This window comes from Cronobacter sakazakii, assembly GCF_000982825.1.
GTDB classification, from domain to species: Bacteria; Pseudomonadota; Gammaproteobacteria; order Enterobacterales; family Enterobacteriaceae; genus Cronobacter; species Cronobacter sakazakii.
In genome coordinates this window covers 3,300,445-3,314,637 of sequence record NZ_CP011047.1, presented here as the reverse complement: position 1 = coordinate 3,314,637, position 14,193 = coordinate 3,300,445, and the positions used below count along the sequence as shown (strand labels likewise).

The window sequence follows — 14,193 nt, the reverse complement described above, 5'->3', positions numbered from 1 at the left end:
TGAATAAATTCCGCCAGCGCCCGCAGGCGCGTTTATCTGTGCCTGTATATGGTTATTTTGGGAGATATTTTTACGGCACGGCGGCCGACTCATCATTCAGACAGGAGCAACGACCATGACCAAATCCTTCGCGCTTAGCGCGGCCGCCGCGCTGTGCCTGACGACCAGTATCGCCAGCGCCGCCGAGCCGCCTTCCCAACTCGGCCAGGGGGAAGGCCGCCTCGATATCATCGCGTGGCCGGGCTATATCGAACGCGGCCAGACCGACAAAGCTTATGACTGGGTGACGGAGTTTGAAAAATCGACCGGCTGCGCGGTGAATGTCAAAACCGCCGCCACGTCCGATGAAATGGTCAGTCTGATGGCGAAAGGCGGTTACGATTTGGTCACGGCCTCCGGCGACGCCTCGCTGCGCCTCATCATGGGCAAACGCGTACAGCCGATTAACACTGCGCTCATCCCGAACTGGAAAAATGTCGACCCGCGCCTCGTCAAAGGCGAATGGTTCAACCTCGACGGTAAAGTCTACGGCACGCCGTACCAGTGGGGGCCAAACCTGCTGATGTATAACACCAAAGCGTTCCCGACGCCGCCGGACAGCTGGGCGGTGCTGTTTGTGAAACAAACGCTGGCGGATGGCAAATCGAATCAGGGCCGCGTGCAGGCCTACGACGGGCCGATTTATATCGCCGATGCGGCGCTCTACGTTAAAGCCACTCAGCCTGAGCTCAGCATCACCGATCCTTATCAGCTGACCGAGGCGCAGTATGGCGCGGTACTGAAAGTGCTGCGCGATCAGCATCAGCTGATCCATCGTTACTGGCACGACACCACGGTGCAGATGAGCGATTTCAAAAACGAGGGCGTCGTGGCCGCCAGCGCCTGGCCATACCAGGCGAACGCGCTGAAAAACGAAGGCCAGCCCATCGCCACCGTTTTCCCGAAAGAGGGCGTGACCGGCTGGGCCGATACCACCATGCTGCACGCCGACGCGAAACACCCTAACTGCGCCTATCAATGGATGAACTGGTCGCTGACGCCGAAAGTGCAGGGCGATGTTGCCGCCTGGTTCGGCTCGCTCCCGGCGGTGCCGGAAGGCTGTAAGGCCAGCACGCTGCTTGGCGAGAAAGGCTGCGAAACCAACGGCTTTACCTTCTTCGACAAAATCGCTTTCTGGAAAACCCCGGTGTCGCAGGGCGGGAAATATGTGCCCTACAGCCGCTGGACGCAGGATTACATCGCCATCATGGGCGGGCGCTAAGCGCGGGGGACGTATGGCTTACGCAGTGGAGTTTCAGCAGGTTTCCAGGCGCTACAGCGACGTGCGCGCGGTTGATAACGTCAGCATGACGATTGAAGACGGGGAGTTTTTCTCGATGCTGGGGCCGTCCGGCTCCGGCAAAACCACCTGCCTGCGGATGATTGCGGGCTTTGAGCAACTGAGCGACGGCGCGATTCGCCTGTTCGGGCGAGAAGCCAGCGAGCTGCCGCCGTGGGAGCGCGACGTTAACACGGTGTTTCAGGATTACGCGCTGTTTCCGCATATGTCGGTGCTGGAGAATGTCGCCTACGGGCTGATGGTCAAAGGCGTCGATAAAAAAACGCGGCTGGCCCGCGCACGCGAGGCGCTGGAGCGGGTGGCGCTCGGCTTTACCCATGCGCGCAAGCCCTCGCAGCTCTCCGGCGGGCAGCGCCAGCGCGTCGCCATCGCCCGCGCGCTGGTCAACCAGCCGCGCGTGCTGCTGCTCGACGAACCGCTCGGCGCGCTCGATCTCAAACTGCGCGAACAGATGCAGGTGGAGCTGAAAAATCTGCAACGCTCGCTCGGCATTACGTTTGTGTTCGTTACGCACGATCAGGGCGAAGCGCTGTCGATGTCCGACCGGGTGGCGGTGTTTAACAACGGGCGTATTGAGCAGATTGACGCGCCGCGCGAACTCTACATGCGCCCGCGCACGCCGTTTGTCGCGGGCTTTGTCGGCACCGCCAATGTGCTGAGCGAATCCATGATGCGACACCTCGGCGGCGAGCCGGGCACCTTTTCGCTGCGTCCTGAGCATATCCGGCTTAACGAGCCTGGCGACATCCAGGTGCGCGGCACGGTGCAGACGGTGCAGTTTCAGGGCGCGGCCACGCGCGTGGAGCTGGCGCTTGAGGGCGGCGAAAAGCTGCTGGTAAGCCAGGCGAACCCGTCGCCAGTGGCCGATGCGTCGCTGCCGCGCGCGGGGCAGGCGGTCACCGCCTCCTGGGCGCGCGCCGCCATGATTCGGCTGCAGGGAGAGGGGTGAGATGGACATGACGCTTTCACCTCCCTCACGCGCCAGCGGCCCGTTGCGACGCGCGGCGGCGCTGCTGTGGCGGCGTCCGACGCTCTGGCTGTTTTTGCTGTTGCTGCCGCCGCTGATGTGGTTCGGCATTATCTATCTCGGCTCGCTGCTGACGCTGCTCTGGCAGGGGTTTTATACCTTCGATGACTTTACGATGTCGGTGACGCCGGATTTCACGCTCGCCAACCTGAGCGCGCTGTTTAATCCCGCCAATTACGACATCATTGTGCGCACGCTGGTGATGGCGGTTGCTGTTTCCATCGCCTGCGCCATTCTCGCGTTTCCGATGGCGTGGTATATGGCGCGCTACACGCGCGGCTCGCTGAAGGCGTTTTTCTATATCGCCGTCATGCTGCCGATGTGGGTGAGCTATATCGTGAAAGCCTACGCCTGGACGCTTCTGCTGGCGCGCGACGGCGTGGCGCAGTGGTTCCTGCAACATCTGGAGCTGGAAGGGGCGCTTAACGCGCTGCTGACGCTGCCGGGCATTGGCGGCAACACGCTCTCTACCTCGGGGCTCGGGCGGTTTCTGGTCTTCGTCTATATCTGGCTGCCGTTTATGATCCTGCCGGTGCAGGCGGCGCTGGAGCGTCTGCCGCCGTCGCTGTTGCAGGCGTCCGCCGATCTCGGCGCGAAACCTTCTCAGACGTTTCGCCACGTGGTGCTGCCGCTGGCGGTGCCGGGCATTGCCGCCGGTTCGATTTTCACGTTTTCATTAACGCTCGGCGATTTCATCGTGCCGCAGCTCGTCGGCCCGCCGGGCTTTTTCATCGGCAATATGGTCTATTCCCAGCAGGGGGCGATTGGCAATATGCCGATGGCGGCGGCGTTTACGCTGGTGCCGATTGTTCTGATTGCCGTTTATCTGGCGTTCGTGAAGCGCCTGGGAGCGTTCGATGCACTCTGACCGCGCGCCGTGGCCGCTCAAAATCGCCGCCTGGGGTGGGGTGATTTTCCTGCACTTCCCGCTGGCGATTATCGCGCTTTACGCGTTTAACACTGAAGAATCCGCCTTCAGCTTTCCGCCGCAGGGCTTCACGCTGCGCTGGTTTGAGGTGGCGGCGCAGCGTGCGGATATTCTCGAATCCGTGACGTTGTCACTTAAAGTGGCGACGCTTGCAACAGTGCTGGCGCTCGTGCTTGGCACGCTGGCCGCCGCCGCGCTCTGGCGACGCGAGTTTTTCGGCAAAAGCGCGGTGTCGCTGCTGTTGCTGCTGCCCATCGCGCTGCCGGGGATTATCACCGGTATCGCGCTGCTCACCGCCTTTAAACAGCTCGACATCGAACCGGGCTTTCTCACGATGGTAGTGGGCCACGCCACCTTTTGCGTGGTGGTGGTCTTTAATAATGTGATTGCGAGACTTCGGCGCACCGCATACAGCCAGATTGAGGCGTCGATGGATCTCGGTGCCGATGGCTGGCAGACCTTTCGCTATATCGTGATGCCGAACCTTGGCACCGCGCTGCTGGCGGGCGGCATGCTCGCCTTCGCGCTCTCGTTTGATGAAATTATTGTCACCACGTTTACCGCAGGCCACGAGCGCACGCTGCCGCTGTGGCTGCTGAACCAGCTTGGCCGTCCGCGCGACGTGCCGGTGACCAACGTGGTGGCGCTGTGCGTCATGCTCCTCACCATGATCCCCATTCTGGGCGCATGGTGGCTGACGCGCGATGATGAAACTGTCGCCGGTAGCGGCAAATAACCTCAAAGGAACACGCTATGCAGAGTCAATTACTGATTAACGGCGCGCTGGTGGAAGGCAAGGGCGAGCGCCTGCCAGTCTATAACCCCGCGACGGGCGAGGTGCTGCTGGAGATTGCCGAAGCCAGCCCGGAACAGGTGGATGCGGCGGTGAAGAGTGCCGACGCGGCGTTTGAACAGTGGCGTCTCACCACGCCTAAAGAGCGCGCCGAGGCGCTGCTCAAGCTTGCAGATGTGATTGAGGCCAACGCGCAGACCTTTGCGCAGCTTGAATCTAAAAACTGCGGCAAGCCGCTGCACTGCGTGGCGGGTGACGAAATCCCGGCGGTGGCGGATGTGTTCCGCTTCTTTGCCGGCGCCGCGCGCTGCTTAAACGGGCTTGCCGCCGGGGAATACCTGGCGGATCACACCTCGATGATCCGCCGTGACCCGGTGGGCGTGGTCGCGTCCATCGCGCCGTGGAACTACCCGCTGATGATGGCCGCCTGGAAGCTGGCCCCCGCGCTGGCGGCGGGCAACTGCGTGGTGCTTAAGCCCTCTGAAATTACGCCGCTGACCGCGCTTAAGCTCGCGGAGCTTGCCAAAGATATCTTCCCGGCGGGTGTGCTTAATGTGCTGTTTGGCCGTGGCCAGACGGTGGGCGACCCGCTCACCAGCCATGAGAAAGTGCGCATGGTGTCGCTCACCGGCTCTATCGCCACCGGCGAGCACATCATCAGCCGCACCGCGTCGTCCATCAAGCGCACCCATATGGAGCTTGGCGGCAAAGCGCCGGTGCTGGTGTTTGACGACGCCGATCTCGACGCCGTCGTCGAAGGCATCCGCACCTTTGGGTTCTATAACGCGGGCCAGGACTGTACGGCGGCGTGCCGCATCTACGCCCAAAAAGGGATGTACGACACGCTCGTTGAAAAACTCGGCACCGCAGTCGGCAGCCTGAAAACAGGCGCGCCGGAGGATGAAACCACCGAACTCGGGCCGCTCAGTTCACAAGCGCACCTGGAGCGCGTGAGCCAGGCGGTGGAGGCGGCGAAAGCGCTGCCGCATATTCGCGTGGTGACTGGCGGCGCGAAAATCGACGGGCCGGGCTATTACTTTCAGCCGACCGTTCTCGCCGGCGCGAAGCAGGAGGACGCTATCGTGCAGCGCGAGGTGTTTGGCCCGGTTATCAGCGTGACGCCGTTTGAGGATGAAGCCCAGGCGCTGACCTACGCCAACGATTCGCAATATGGCCTGGCGTCATCCGTATGGACCCGCGACGTGGGCCGCGCGCACCGCCTCAGCGCCCGCCTGCAATATGGCTGCACCTGGGTGAATACGCACTTCATGCTGGTGAGCGAAATGCCCCACGGCGGCCAGAAACTCTCCGGCTACGGAAAGGATATGTCGATGTACGGGCTTGAGGATTACACCGTCGTGCGGCATGTAATGATAAAACACTAGGAAGTAGTGAAGTGGCTGATATTTCAGGTATCAGCCACTTTGCCCTTGGGAATTAGTGGGGTATTTATGCCCAAGTTCTGGTTCAGTATGGCTATTTATTTTTATAATACTGTAATATCGGTTTTTCGAGTGTTTTATTTAAAAAAACACCGGATACAATAGCAAGAACAACACAGGTAATGGCTATTAACTGTACAGCTTCAATATTTCCGTAATTAGCTCTCACGCTTTGCTGTAATGCAAGGGCAAAGTAGATATGAAAAAGATAGATGATATATGAAGCATCACCTATTTTGTGAAGAAGCTTGAATATAAAGCTATCAGAGTTTTGTGTAACTGATGCGACAGCAATAATAAGCATTGCTGGAACACCGAACAAAAATATCCTTTCTGCTTTTATAAAGTTGAAAACTACGATAAATATCGATATTACGATAAGCGAAAAAAACCAGAAAGGTATCAAGTTAACATTTTTTAACCTGTTATGCATCAATGCCAAAATACATCCAGCCGCAAAATTTAACATCAACTTGTCACCAAGCATGTAGCCGGCATTTACGCTTCCGGTAATGACTCCAACTTATTGATAGTGTTTTATGTTCAGATAATGCCCGATGACTTTGTCATGCAGCTCCACCGATTTTGAGAACGACAGCGACTTCCGTCCCAGCCGTGCCAGGTGCTGCCTCAGATTCAGGTTATGCCGCTCAATTCGCTGCGTATATCGCTTGCTGATTACGTGCAGCTTTCCCTTCAGGCGGGATTCATACAGCGGCCAGCCATCCGTCATCCATATCACCACGTCAAAGGGTGACAGCAGGCTCATAAGACGCCCCAGCGTCGCCATAGTGCGTTCACCGAATACGTGCGCAACAACCGTCTTCCGGAGCCTGTCATACGCGTAAAACAGCCAGCGCTGGCGCGATTTAGCCCCGACGTATCCCCACTGTTCGTCCATTTCCGCGCAGACGATGACGTCACTGCCCGGCTGTATGCGCGAGGTTACCGACTGCGGCCTGAGTTTTTTAAATGGCGGAAAATCGTGTTGAGGCCAACGCCCATAATGCGGGCGGTTGCCCGGCATCCAACGCCATTCATGGCCATATCAATGATTTTCTGGTGCGTACCGGGTTGAGAAGCGGTGTAAGTGAACTGCAGTTGCCATGTTTTACGGCAGTGAGAGCAGAGATAGCGCTGATGTCCGGCGGTGCTTTTGCCGTTACGCACCACCCCGTCAGTAGCTGAACAGGAGGGACAGCTGATAGAAACAGAAGCCACTGGAGCACCTCAAAAACACCATCATACACTAAATCAGTAAGTTGGCAGCATCACCTACGCTTCCCACCCTTGGTTGCTGCCCTATTATCCTTGTTATAACCAGCACTGCAATTATAAACAAAACAACTATAATGGCTGAGCAGGTCTTCTTTCTACTCACAAGAAGTGAGATGCTAAATAAAACATAAAAAACCATCTCATAAACCAGTGTCCATGACGGGTGGTTTGCAAGATGGTAATTTGGCATATTGAATCCGGGTAAGAGAAGAAAATTCCCGAACAGGGTAAAGTAATTATTTATTGGCACATACATCAATATAAGAGGAGTGGAAAGAAGGATGTATAAAGGATAAATTCTTACGATTCTTCCTTTTAAGAATAACCATGGTCCTTTGCCTTCATGCTGAGTGTAAACCATCAGAAAACCGCTCAGAACGAAGAATATATCAACACCGAAACCTCCATTTGATCTAAAAAAACTTCCCCACAGAGTGGGGAAGGCTCCGCCCAGAAGATGATTGGTCACAACCATCATTGCAGCAACACCTCTTACAATCTGGAGGGTATGCAGTTCATTTTTCATGTAAGTAGTCCATGTTTTAGATTTTTACCACATCTTATCAAAATCCTGATTAACAAAAAATCGGCGTCATCATCATCTTAAGTTGCTATGGAGGCAATGTTGAACACGATTTCACCAAGGGGACGGAACTGGATAAGAAAGTAGCGCAAAATAACTGGTACCCTTTAATTCATTGTTTTAATTGCTTGATTTATTGTCTGAAGCATGGTTTTCTACCACATCAACGCAGTTCTGAAGTAAAATTCGCTCAACGAAAAATCACTGAGTTTGGTGAAGAGGCTAATAGCTAAGAAATATCAGCCCCGGTGACAAATCGTTCACAAAAAAGCTCTGGATTATTGTCATACGATAATATCGATCAACAGGTAAAACAAGATGCTATATGGTCAGTAATGATATTGTTAACCTATAGACCGATCAATCGTAGTAACGGTTATGTTTCGTTCTGGATAATTATTCTGTTACCTTATAAAAAGGAGCTCTCTCCATGCTTTATTTTTTCAGGGAAATCTCAGAGAAGGAAATGGCTCTGGATCCGAAGATAGTTGTCCAGTTTCTTGAGAACTTTATACTCATGGAGTCGATATATTTTTGGTAAAAAATAGCAACTCCATATATAGCTATTAAGCATAATACCGATGTAAAAACAGAAGATGAAATGTATCCAAGGCCAATCTCTCTTAACCTGAATGAAAATGGGGTGATTAGATAAAATATTGGCATTTGCACAAGGTAAGCGGAAAAGGAAACCTTTCCCAGCCAGACCGATATTATATTATCCGTTAATTTAGAGAGAATGTTTGACTTTATCCCTATCAGAACAATGAGACAACCTCCAATCATAGAGTAGAAGAACGAGCCATCCACTCCCATGCTTCTCATCTCATGCGTTTCAATATGTGATAAGAATGAATAAATATCTTGTTTATAGTGATATCCTGTAAGGTATAAACCTAACAATAATAAAAAAGAGATTAGTATTTTACTTTTAATTGGTGGAGTATAGTAAATACTCGCCCCCAGGAAAAAAGCAGCATATCCAAAACCATGCTTTTCAGGTAAGTTACAGCAGAAAAGGAGAGCCATGATTACATAAATCAAGGGCCTGAAGCGAAGCTGGTTTATGACAGGGACTGAGAAAAATATAAGAAATGAACCATAGAGCTCAATCTTCATCGTCCATACTACCCAGTTATACGTGGCGTCCCCCAACAGAATTGAAGAAAAAAATGCATTATAGAGTATGGCTGAAAAGCTTAAATCAAGTGAGTTACCCCATCCGGATATCCAATCGAGACCATTTGCATTATTTGGGAGCAGTTTTAATACCAGCGCGCTCAGTACAATAGAAATCGAAGCCGGTATAGCGAGCCTGAAAAATCTCGCAGAAAACATTTTCCCCGCATTTATTAATTCGTTTCCCTTGTTTGCACAAGCATAAGTCAGGATAAATCCGCTTAATGCAAAAAATATGTATACCGCAGTAGAACCTGAATATAAAAATCCAAACGGTAACTGGAATATTACTTTGTCTAAATGCGTTTTGATCAGATGATCTTGCTGTCCGTGAAGATAAGGAAAAAATATAAGCGTTAAATGGGATATTAACACCATCAGGCATGCTAGCCCACGAATGCCCTCAACTGAGGATATCTTGTTCATAGAACTCATTGTTTCTCCATGACAACCATTGTCATCAATAATGAAGATTTGAATTTCAATAAATTATTGATATTTATAGTTTTTTTGGAAAGTTAATACATCAATTTCATTGCCTTTTTATGATATGTAGTGTGTAAAGTCTAATCAGGGTAAAACTATGAGCCTCAGAACAACCTACCAAAATTCAAATACTGTAAAGTCCAGAATACCGTTGTTAAATAGCCCTTTTTCGGCGCTTTGTTTAACACGCCTTAAAGGTTACGCACAAGATAAAATTCACAAAAACCGTCCTCTATATCCCAACGTAGCGATTCGTATGTTGCAAGATAGGTTTAATATCTCTCCCCCCAGAAACCGCAGTTGACACAGCCACTTATCGCGGCACAGGCTAATGTCACTCCATCACCACTCGTACCTTGCCAGCGTAAAGAGACAGATAACGATGATAACGACCCGAACCGCGACGCCTGCTGATGCAACGGCCATCAGCGCTTTATTAACCGAACTGGATTACCTGGATACGGCGCACTTTATCGACCAACGCCTCGCTGAGCTGCTGGCGCACCCGGATGAAAGAGTGCTGGTGGCGGAAGAGGATGGCGTGCTGCTGGGCGTTCTGTCACTGCATTTTATTCCCCAGCTGGCGCTTAAAGGGGATTTCTGCCGTATCAGCTATTTCTGCGTGAGCAGCAACGCCCGCAGCAAAGGGATCGGCAGGCTGCTGGAAAGCGAAGGCGAGGCGCTCGCCCGCACGCGTGGTTGCGATCGCATTGAGGTTCACTGCCACAGCCGTCGCAGCGACGCGCACCGCTTCTATTACCGTCAGGGCTACACCGAATCGCCGAAATATCTGTGTAAATCGCTGGCTGCTGCCGGGCGCGAAGGAGGCGAGCAGTGATAATTCGCCATGCAACCATTGACGATGTGCCCGCGCTTTGCCGGCTGTTTGAACAGCTCGGCTATATGATTGCCTTGTCAGATGTGACCGCAATGCTTGCGCACAGCGAGGCTAATGGTTCACGTGTGCTGGTGGCCGAGACCGCCGGGAAGCCTTGTGGCGCAATAGTGCTGCACGTTATTCAGCCGCTGCATGAAACCGGAAAATGTGGGCTCATTTCCGCGCTGATAGTTGATGAAACATTACGCGGCGCGGGAACTGGCGCGAGGCTGCCTGAAGCCGCTCACGACGAGGCGCGCGCAGGGTTATCGCGAAGTCCGTAAGCGGTTTGTGAAGCGCCCGGTATAAACACCAATTCCGCTACCTCTTAACATTCACATCCCTTTACCCTTTAGCGGTTTTGTTGGTTAAATCGACGTTATGAATCGGTTAACATTCTGAACAAGCATTACACCCGCATAACCCAGAGAACCCATGAAACGACTGTTAACCCTGTTTGCGCTCGCGTGCGCGCTGTTTATCCAGTGCGCGCGGGCGGATATCGCGACGGTGGCGCTCACTGATGTCCATTTTGTAAAAACCGAGGCGGGGAAACTGCGCCTTGAAGGGATGGTCAAAAACCTTACCGACCGTTCCTTACGGCAGGTTTACGTGGCCTTTAATCTCCTGCGCAACGGCATGGTGGTGGGTTATACCACCGCCATCACCTTCAACCTCGCGCCGGATGATACCTGGCATTTTGAAGCGCCATGCCGCACGCGCATATTCAAACCCGATCACTTTCGGCTGGCTGAGCTTTCGGCGATCCCCTGACGCAGTGCGCGAAAATACTCTACCTTTTAAGAGATAACGACTGAAAGGAGGATGTATGTCACTGTCTATCGACAAAAAACAGCAGCCGGGCGGGGCGTATGAATATACCGCCACCTGTCGCGAGGAAAATTACCACTTTGTCATTACCGGCAAAGGCGAAACGGCGACCGAGGCAGATACCAATCTGCTTGATAACCTGAAAGAGATGCAGCAGCGGCTCGATGAAGTCGCGCAAACCGGCAAACTTTCTGCATAAACCTTCCGCAATCCACGCCTGCCGGGGTGTCTGGCAGGCAAAAATTCTGTACCATTATATAACAAACTGAAAACAATAATTTTTGTCCTTTAAGGAAGTTCTATGGCAATCACCCGACGTGATTTTCTTAATGGCGTCGCCATCACCGTGGCCGCCGGAATGACGCCGTGGCAAATTCTGCGCGCCTCGCCACAGACGGCAGCGCAGTCGCTCTATTATCCGCCGACCCTTACGGGGCTTCGCGGTAACCATCCGGGCTCGTTCGAACAGGCGCACGCGCTGGGGCGTGATGGTAAGCACTTCGACCCGGCCAGCGTCCCGGTGGAGGAGGAGTACGATCTGGTGATTGTCGGCGCGGGCATTAGTGGCCTTGCCGCCGCCTGTTTCTGGCAGGAGCTGCGCGGCAAGCAGCAGCGCATTCTGCTGCTCGATAACCATGACGACTTCGGCGGACATGCCAAGCGCAACGAATTTCACGTCGACGGGAATACCGTGCTCGGCTACGGCGGCAGCGAATCTTTCCAGTCGCCTGCGAATAACTTCAGCGAAACCGCGATGGGGCTGCTGAAAACGCTGAACGTCAGCATTGAGCGTATGGCGAAAAGCTTCGATCAAACCTTCTACCCGGATCTCAACTTAAGCCGCGGCGTCTATTTCGATAAAACCAACTTTGGCGTCGATAAAATCGTGAGCGGCGATCCGGGGCGCGCGGTGGCGGACGATATTCCGCCCGATCGCATGAACGCCCGCGACATTCGCGCCTTTATTAACGATTTCCCGCTGCCGCAGGCGGACCGCGACGCGCTCATCGCGCTGCACACTGAGAAAAAAGATTATCTCGCCGGGATGCGTGTTGAGGAAAAAGTCGCGTGGCTCGATTCCCACAGCTACAGCCAGTTCCTGCGCGACAAGGTGGGGCTCAGTGACAGCGCCATCCGCTATTTCCAGCAGCGCACCAACGATTTTCAGGCGATTGGCATCGACGGCACGTCGGCGAGCGATGCGCGTAACTGCGCGCTGCCGGGGCTTGATGGCATGGATCTGCCGCCGCTTGACGCTGAATCGCTGGCGGATCTCGAAGAGCCGTACATTTATCATTTCCCGGACGGCAACGCCGGGCTGGCGCGCCTGATGGTGCGGCATCTTATTCCGGCCGTGGCGCCGGGCAACAGCATGGATGATATCGTGCTGGCGACCTTCGACTACAGCCAGCTGGATAAACCCGAGCATCCGGTGCGTCTGCGCCTCAACAGCACTGGCGTACATGCCGCCAATGTGGCGGGCGGTGTAGAAGTGACGTACCTGCGCGACGGGAAACTGCACAAGGTAAAAGCCGGGCAGACCGTAATGGCGGGCTACAACATGATGATCCCGTATCTGGTGCCGGAAATTCCGCATGACCAGCAGGAGGCGCTGAAGCAGAACGTCAAAGCGCCGCTGGTCTACAGCAAAGTGGTTATTCGCAACTGGCAGCCGTTTATGAAGCTCGGCGTACATGAGATCTACTCGCCCGCAGCACCCTACAGCCGGGTCAAGCTCGACTACCCGGTGGATATGGGCGGCTACCAGCACCCACGCGATCCGAACGCGCCCATCGGTCTGCACATGGTTTATGTGCCGACGTTTCCCGGCAGCGGGCTCAGCGCCCGCGAGCAGTTCCGCAAAGGGCGCGCGTTTCTGCTCGGTACGCCGTTCGAGGTGCATGAGAAGATGATCCGCGACCAGCTCCAGGGCATGTTTGGCGCGGCCGGGTTCGATCACGAGCGGGATATCGCGGCGATCACGGTTAACCGCTGGTCCCACGGCTACTCCTATTTCTTCAGCGGCCTGTTTGACGACGAAGAGGGCTCGCAGAAAATCATCGAAAAAGCCCGCCAGCCGGTCGGGCGCATCACCATCGCCAACTCAGACGCCGACTGGAGCCCGTATGCCAACTCGGCCATCGATCAGGGCTACCGCGCGGTGAAAGAGCTGCACGAGATGGCGAAGGAGGGCGCATGAAACGTATCACGTTACTGGCGTTAAGCCTGTGGGCGGCGCACGCGGGCGCGCAGGCGATGTCACGCGGCGAATATGTGGCGCGCGCGGGCGACTGCATGGCCTGCCATACGGCCGCGGACGGCGCGCCGCTCGCGGGCGGGCTGAAATTCGCCACACCGCTTGGCGATATTTACTCCACCAACATCACGCCGGATAAAACCCACGGAATCGGCAGCTACAGCTACGACGAGTTCGCTCGCGCCATGCGCGAAGGTATCGCGAAAGATGGCCATCATCTCTACCCGGCGATGCCGTATCCGTCCTATGCGAAAATGAGCGATGACGACCTGCGCGCGCTCTATGACTATCTGATGAAAGAGGTCAAACCGCAGGCCACAGCCAACCGCGAGAGCGACATTCCGTGGCCGCTCTCGATACGCTGGCCGCTTGGCATCTGGAATAGCCTGTTTGTGGACGATAAACCGTTTACGCCGCGCGCGGATAAAAGCGCGGCCTGGAACCGCGGCGCGTATCTGGTGCAGGGGCCGGGCCACTGCGGCGCATGCCATACGCCGCGCGGCGTGGGGATGCAGGAGAAAGCTTTCGACGAGCGTGATGAGCAGTTCCTCGCGGGCGAGGAACTTAACGGCTGGTACGCGCCGTCGCTGCGCGGGCTGAAAATGTCCGAAGAGGATCTCGCCGTGCTGCTGCGCGACGGGCGCAGCAAGCACGCGGCGCTGAGCGGGCCTATGGATGAGGTCGTCACCAACAGCACGCAGTACCTGACGGATGACGATAACCGCGCCATCGCGAATTATCTGTTAAGCCTGCCGGGCAGCGAGCCGGTGAAAGGCGACGCGCCGAAGGTGGCGAAAGCGGAAATGGAGAACGGTCATCAGCTCTATGCCCGCTACTGCGCCACCTGTCACGCCAGCAACGGCGAGGGCGCGGAGTACGCGATTCCGGCGCTGAAGGACAATCTCACCGTGAACGCCGGGAACCCGCTGACGCTACTGCGCGTGGTGCTGGAGGGCGGTAAAACGGCGGTGACGCAAAATCATCTGCCGTACAGTATGCCGGGTTACGGCTGGGCGCTCAGCGATCAGGACGCGGCGGATGTCACCAACTACATTCGCGGCAGTTTCGGCAACCATGCCGCACCCGTCTCGCCCGCGCAGGTGAAAGAGGCCCGCGAGCAACAGCACAACGAGTAAGTCACACGGCGCCGCTGGCTCAGGCGGCGCCATTTTT

At 55.0% G+C, this 14,193-nt stretch carries 15 protein-coding genes; 11 read left to right on the top strand and 4 right to left on the bottom strand.

What is annotated here, in order from left to right; all coding sequences use genetic code 11:
- Positions 1-115: 115 nt before the first annotated feature.
- The 5 genes from ydcS to patD are packed head-to-tail and all read left to right on the top strand — an operon-like array spanning position 116 to position 5,472.
- Entirely contained in the window at positions 116-1,261 is a 1,146-nt protein-coding gene (ydcS, locus tag CSK29544_RS15800) for a putative ABC transporter substrate-binding protein YdcS (protein WP_007893545.1), read from the top strand.
- 13 nt (positions 1,262-1,274) lie between these two features.
- Entirely contained in the window at positions 1,275-2,288 is a 1,014-nt protein-coding gene (locus CSK29544_RS15795; protein WP_029039733.1) for an ABC transporter ATP-binding protein, read from the top strand.
- A gap of 1 nt (position 2,289) precedes the next feature.
- On the top strand, positions 2,290-3,234 hold the full coding sequence (locus CSK29544_RS15790; protein WP_029039732.1) for an ABC transporter permease: 945 nt from the start codon (positions 2,290-2,292) through the stop codon (positions 3,232-3,234).
- Positions 3,224-4,030, top strand: coding sequence for an ABC transporter permease (locus tag CSK29544_RS15785; protein ID WP_007893551.1), 807 nt, complete (start codon positions 3,224-3,226; stop codon positions 4,028-4,030). The genes CSK29544_RS15790 and CSK29544_RS15785 overlap by 11 nt, the downstream gene beginning before the upstream one ends.
- Positions 4,031-4,047: 17 nt before the next feature.
- Complete coding sequence (patD, locus tag CSK29544_RS15780) at positions 4,048-5,472, top strand: aminobutyraldehyde dehydrogenase (RefSeq protein WP_007893553.1); 1,425 nt, start codon at positions 4,048-4,050, stop codon at positions 5,470-5,472.
- Positions 5,473-5,563: 91 nt separating this feature from the next.
- Here patD and CSK29544_RS15775 read toward each other — a convergent pair whose 3' ends face one another.
- The 4 genes from CSK29544_RS15775 to CSK29544_RS15760 all read right to left on the bottom strand — a co-directional run bounded on the left by CSK29544_RS15775 (position 5,564) and on the right by CSK29544_RS15760 (position 9,004).
- Positions 5,564-6,016, bottom strand: coding sequence for an acyltransferase family protein (locus CSK29544_RS15775; protein ID WP_046623063.1), 453 nt, complete (start codon positions 6,014-6,016; stop codon positions 5,564-5,566).
- 36 nt (positions 6,017-6,052) lie between these two features.
- Positions 6,053-6,750, bottom strand: a protein-coding gene (locus CSK29544_RS15770; RefSeq protein WP_095033700.1) for an IS1-like element IS1B family transposase whose coding sequence is annotated in 2 segments (ribosomal slippage) — positions 6,053-6,501 and positions 6,501-6,750 — 699 coding nt in all. Because the reading frame shifts where the segments join, the coding sequence is not laid out codon by codon here.
- A gap of 28 nt (positions 6,751-6,778) precedes the next feature.
- Positions 6,779-7,333, bottom strand: a complete 555-nt coding sequence (locus CSK29544_RS15765; RefSeq protein ID WP_050555647.1) for an acyltransferase family protein — start codon at positions 7,331-7,333, stop codon at positions 6,779-6,781.
- Positions 7,334-7,825: 492 nt separating this feature from the next.
- Positions 7,826-9,004 (bottom strand): acyltransferase family protein, encoded by a 1,179-nt coding sequence (locus CSK29544_RS15760; RefSeq protein ID WP_007888842.1) that lies wholly within the window; start codon positions 9,002-9,004, stop codon positions 7,826-7,828.
- Positions 9,005-9,437: 433 nt separating this feature from the next.
- On the opposite strand from CSK29544_RS15760, the gene CSK29544_RS15755 reads away from it, so the two are divergent.
- The 6 genes from CSK29544_RS15755 (at position 9,438) to CSK29544_RS15730 (ending at position 14,156) form a co-directional block, all read left to right on the top strand.
- Entirely contained in the window at positions 9,438-9,893 is a 456-nt protein-coding gene (locus CSK29544_RS15755; RefSeq protein WP_007888841.1) for a GNAT family N-acetyltransferase, read from the top strand.
- Complete coding sequence (locus tag CSK29544_RS15750) at positions 9,890-10,216, top strand: GNAT family N-acetyltransferase (protein WP_007888840.1); 327 nt, start codon at positions 9,890-9,892, stop codon at positions 10,214-10,216. The genes CSK29544_RS15755 and CSK29544_RS15750 overlap by 4 nt, the downstream gene beginning before the upstream one ends.
- Before the next feature lie 151 nt (positions 10,217-10,367).
- A complete protein-coding gene (locus CSK29544_RS15745) occupies positions 10,368-10,706 on the top strand; it encodes an FxLYD domain-containing protein (RefSeq protein ID WP_007888839.1) in 339 nt (112 codons plus the stop codon).
- Positions 10,707-10,761: 55 nt separating this feature from the next.
- Positions 10,762-10,962: a hypothetical protein gene (locus tag CSK29544_RS15740; protein WP_004388074.1), complete on the top strand. Its 201-nt coding sequence runs from the start codon at positions 10,762-10,764 to the stop codon at positions 10,960-10,962.
- Between the two features lie 102 nt (positions 10,963-11,064).
- The gene (locus CSK29544_RS15735; protein ID WP_007888838.1) at positions 11,065-12,963 is read left to right on the top strand and encodes an NAD(P)-binding protein; all 1,899 of its coding nucleotides are present in this window, start codon (positions 11,065-11,067) and stop codon (positions 12,961-12,963) included.
- Positions 12,960-14,156: a c-type cytochrome gene (locus tag CSK29544_RS15730; protein WP_007888837.1), complete on the top strand. Its 1,197-nt coding sequence runs from the start codon at positions 12,960-12,962 to the stop codon at positions 14,154-14,156. The genes CSK29544_RS15735 and CSK29544_RS15730 overlap by 4 nt, the downstream gene beginning before the upstream one ends.
- The last annotated feature ends 37 nt before the right edge of the window (positions 14,157-14,193 follow it).

Bases quoted from the DNA above. Each gene is read 5' to 3' on its own strand.
- ydcS (WP_007893545.1), top strand. From the start codon at position 116: ATGACCAAATCCTTCGCGCTTAGCGCGGCCGCCGCGCTGTGCCTGACG.
- CSK29544_RS15795 (WP_029039733.1), top strand. From the start codon at position 1,275: ATGGCTTACGCAGTGGAGTTTCAGCAGGTTTCCAGGCGCTACAGCGAC.
- CSK29544_RS15790 (WP_029039732.1), top strand. From the start codon at position 2,290: ATGGACATGACGCTTTCACCTCCCTCACGCGCCAGCGGCCCGTTGCGA.
- CSK29544_RS15785 (WP_007893551.1), top strand. From the start codon at position 3,224: ATGCACTCTGACCGCGCGCCGTGGCCGCTCAAAATCGCCGCCTGGGGT.
- patD (WP_007893553.1), top strand. From the start codon at position 4,048: ATGCAGAGTCAATTACTGATTAACGGCGCGCTGGTGGAAGGCAAGGGC.
- CSK29544_RS15775 (WP_046623063.1), bottom strand. From the start codon at position 6,016: ATGCTTGGTGACAAGTTGATGTTAAATTTTGCGGCTGGATGTATTTTG.
- CSK29544_RS15765 (WP_050555647.1), bottom strand. From the start codon at position 7,333: ATGAAAAATGAACTGCATACCCTCCAGATTGTAAGAGGTGTTGCTGCA.
- CSK29544_RS15760 (WP_007888842.1), bottom strand. From the start codon at position 9,004: ATGAGTTCTATGAACAAGATATCCTCAGTTGAGGGCATTCGTGGGCTA.
- CSK29544_RS15755 (WP_007888841.1), top strand. From the start codon at position 9,438: ATGATAACGACCCGAACCGCGACGCCTGCTGATGCAACGGCCATCAGC.
- CSK29544_RS15745 (WP_007888839.1), top strand. From the start codon at position 10,368: ATGAAACGACTGTTAACCCTGTTTGCGCTCGCGTGCGCGCTGTTTATC.
- CSK29544_RS15740 (WP_004388074.1), top strand. From the start codon at position 10,762: ATGTCACTGTCTATCGACAAAAAACAGCAGCCGGGCGGGGCGTATGAA.
- CSK29544_RS15735 (WP_007888838.1), top strand. From the start codon at position 11,065: ATGGCAATCACCCGACGTGATTTTCTTAATGGCGTCGCCATCACCGTG.
- CSK29544_RS15730 (WP_007888837.1), top strand. From the start codon at position 12,960: ATGAAACGTATCACGTTACTGGCGTTAAGCCTGTGGGCGGCGCACGCG.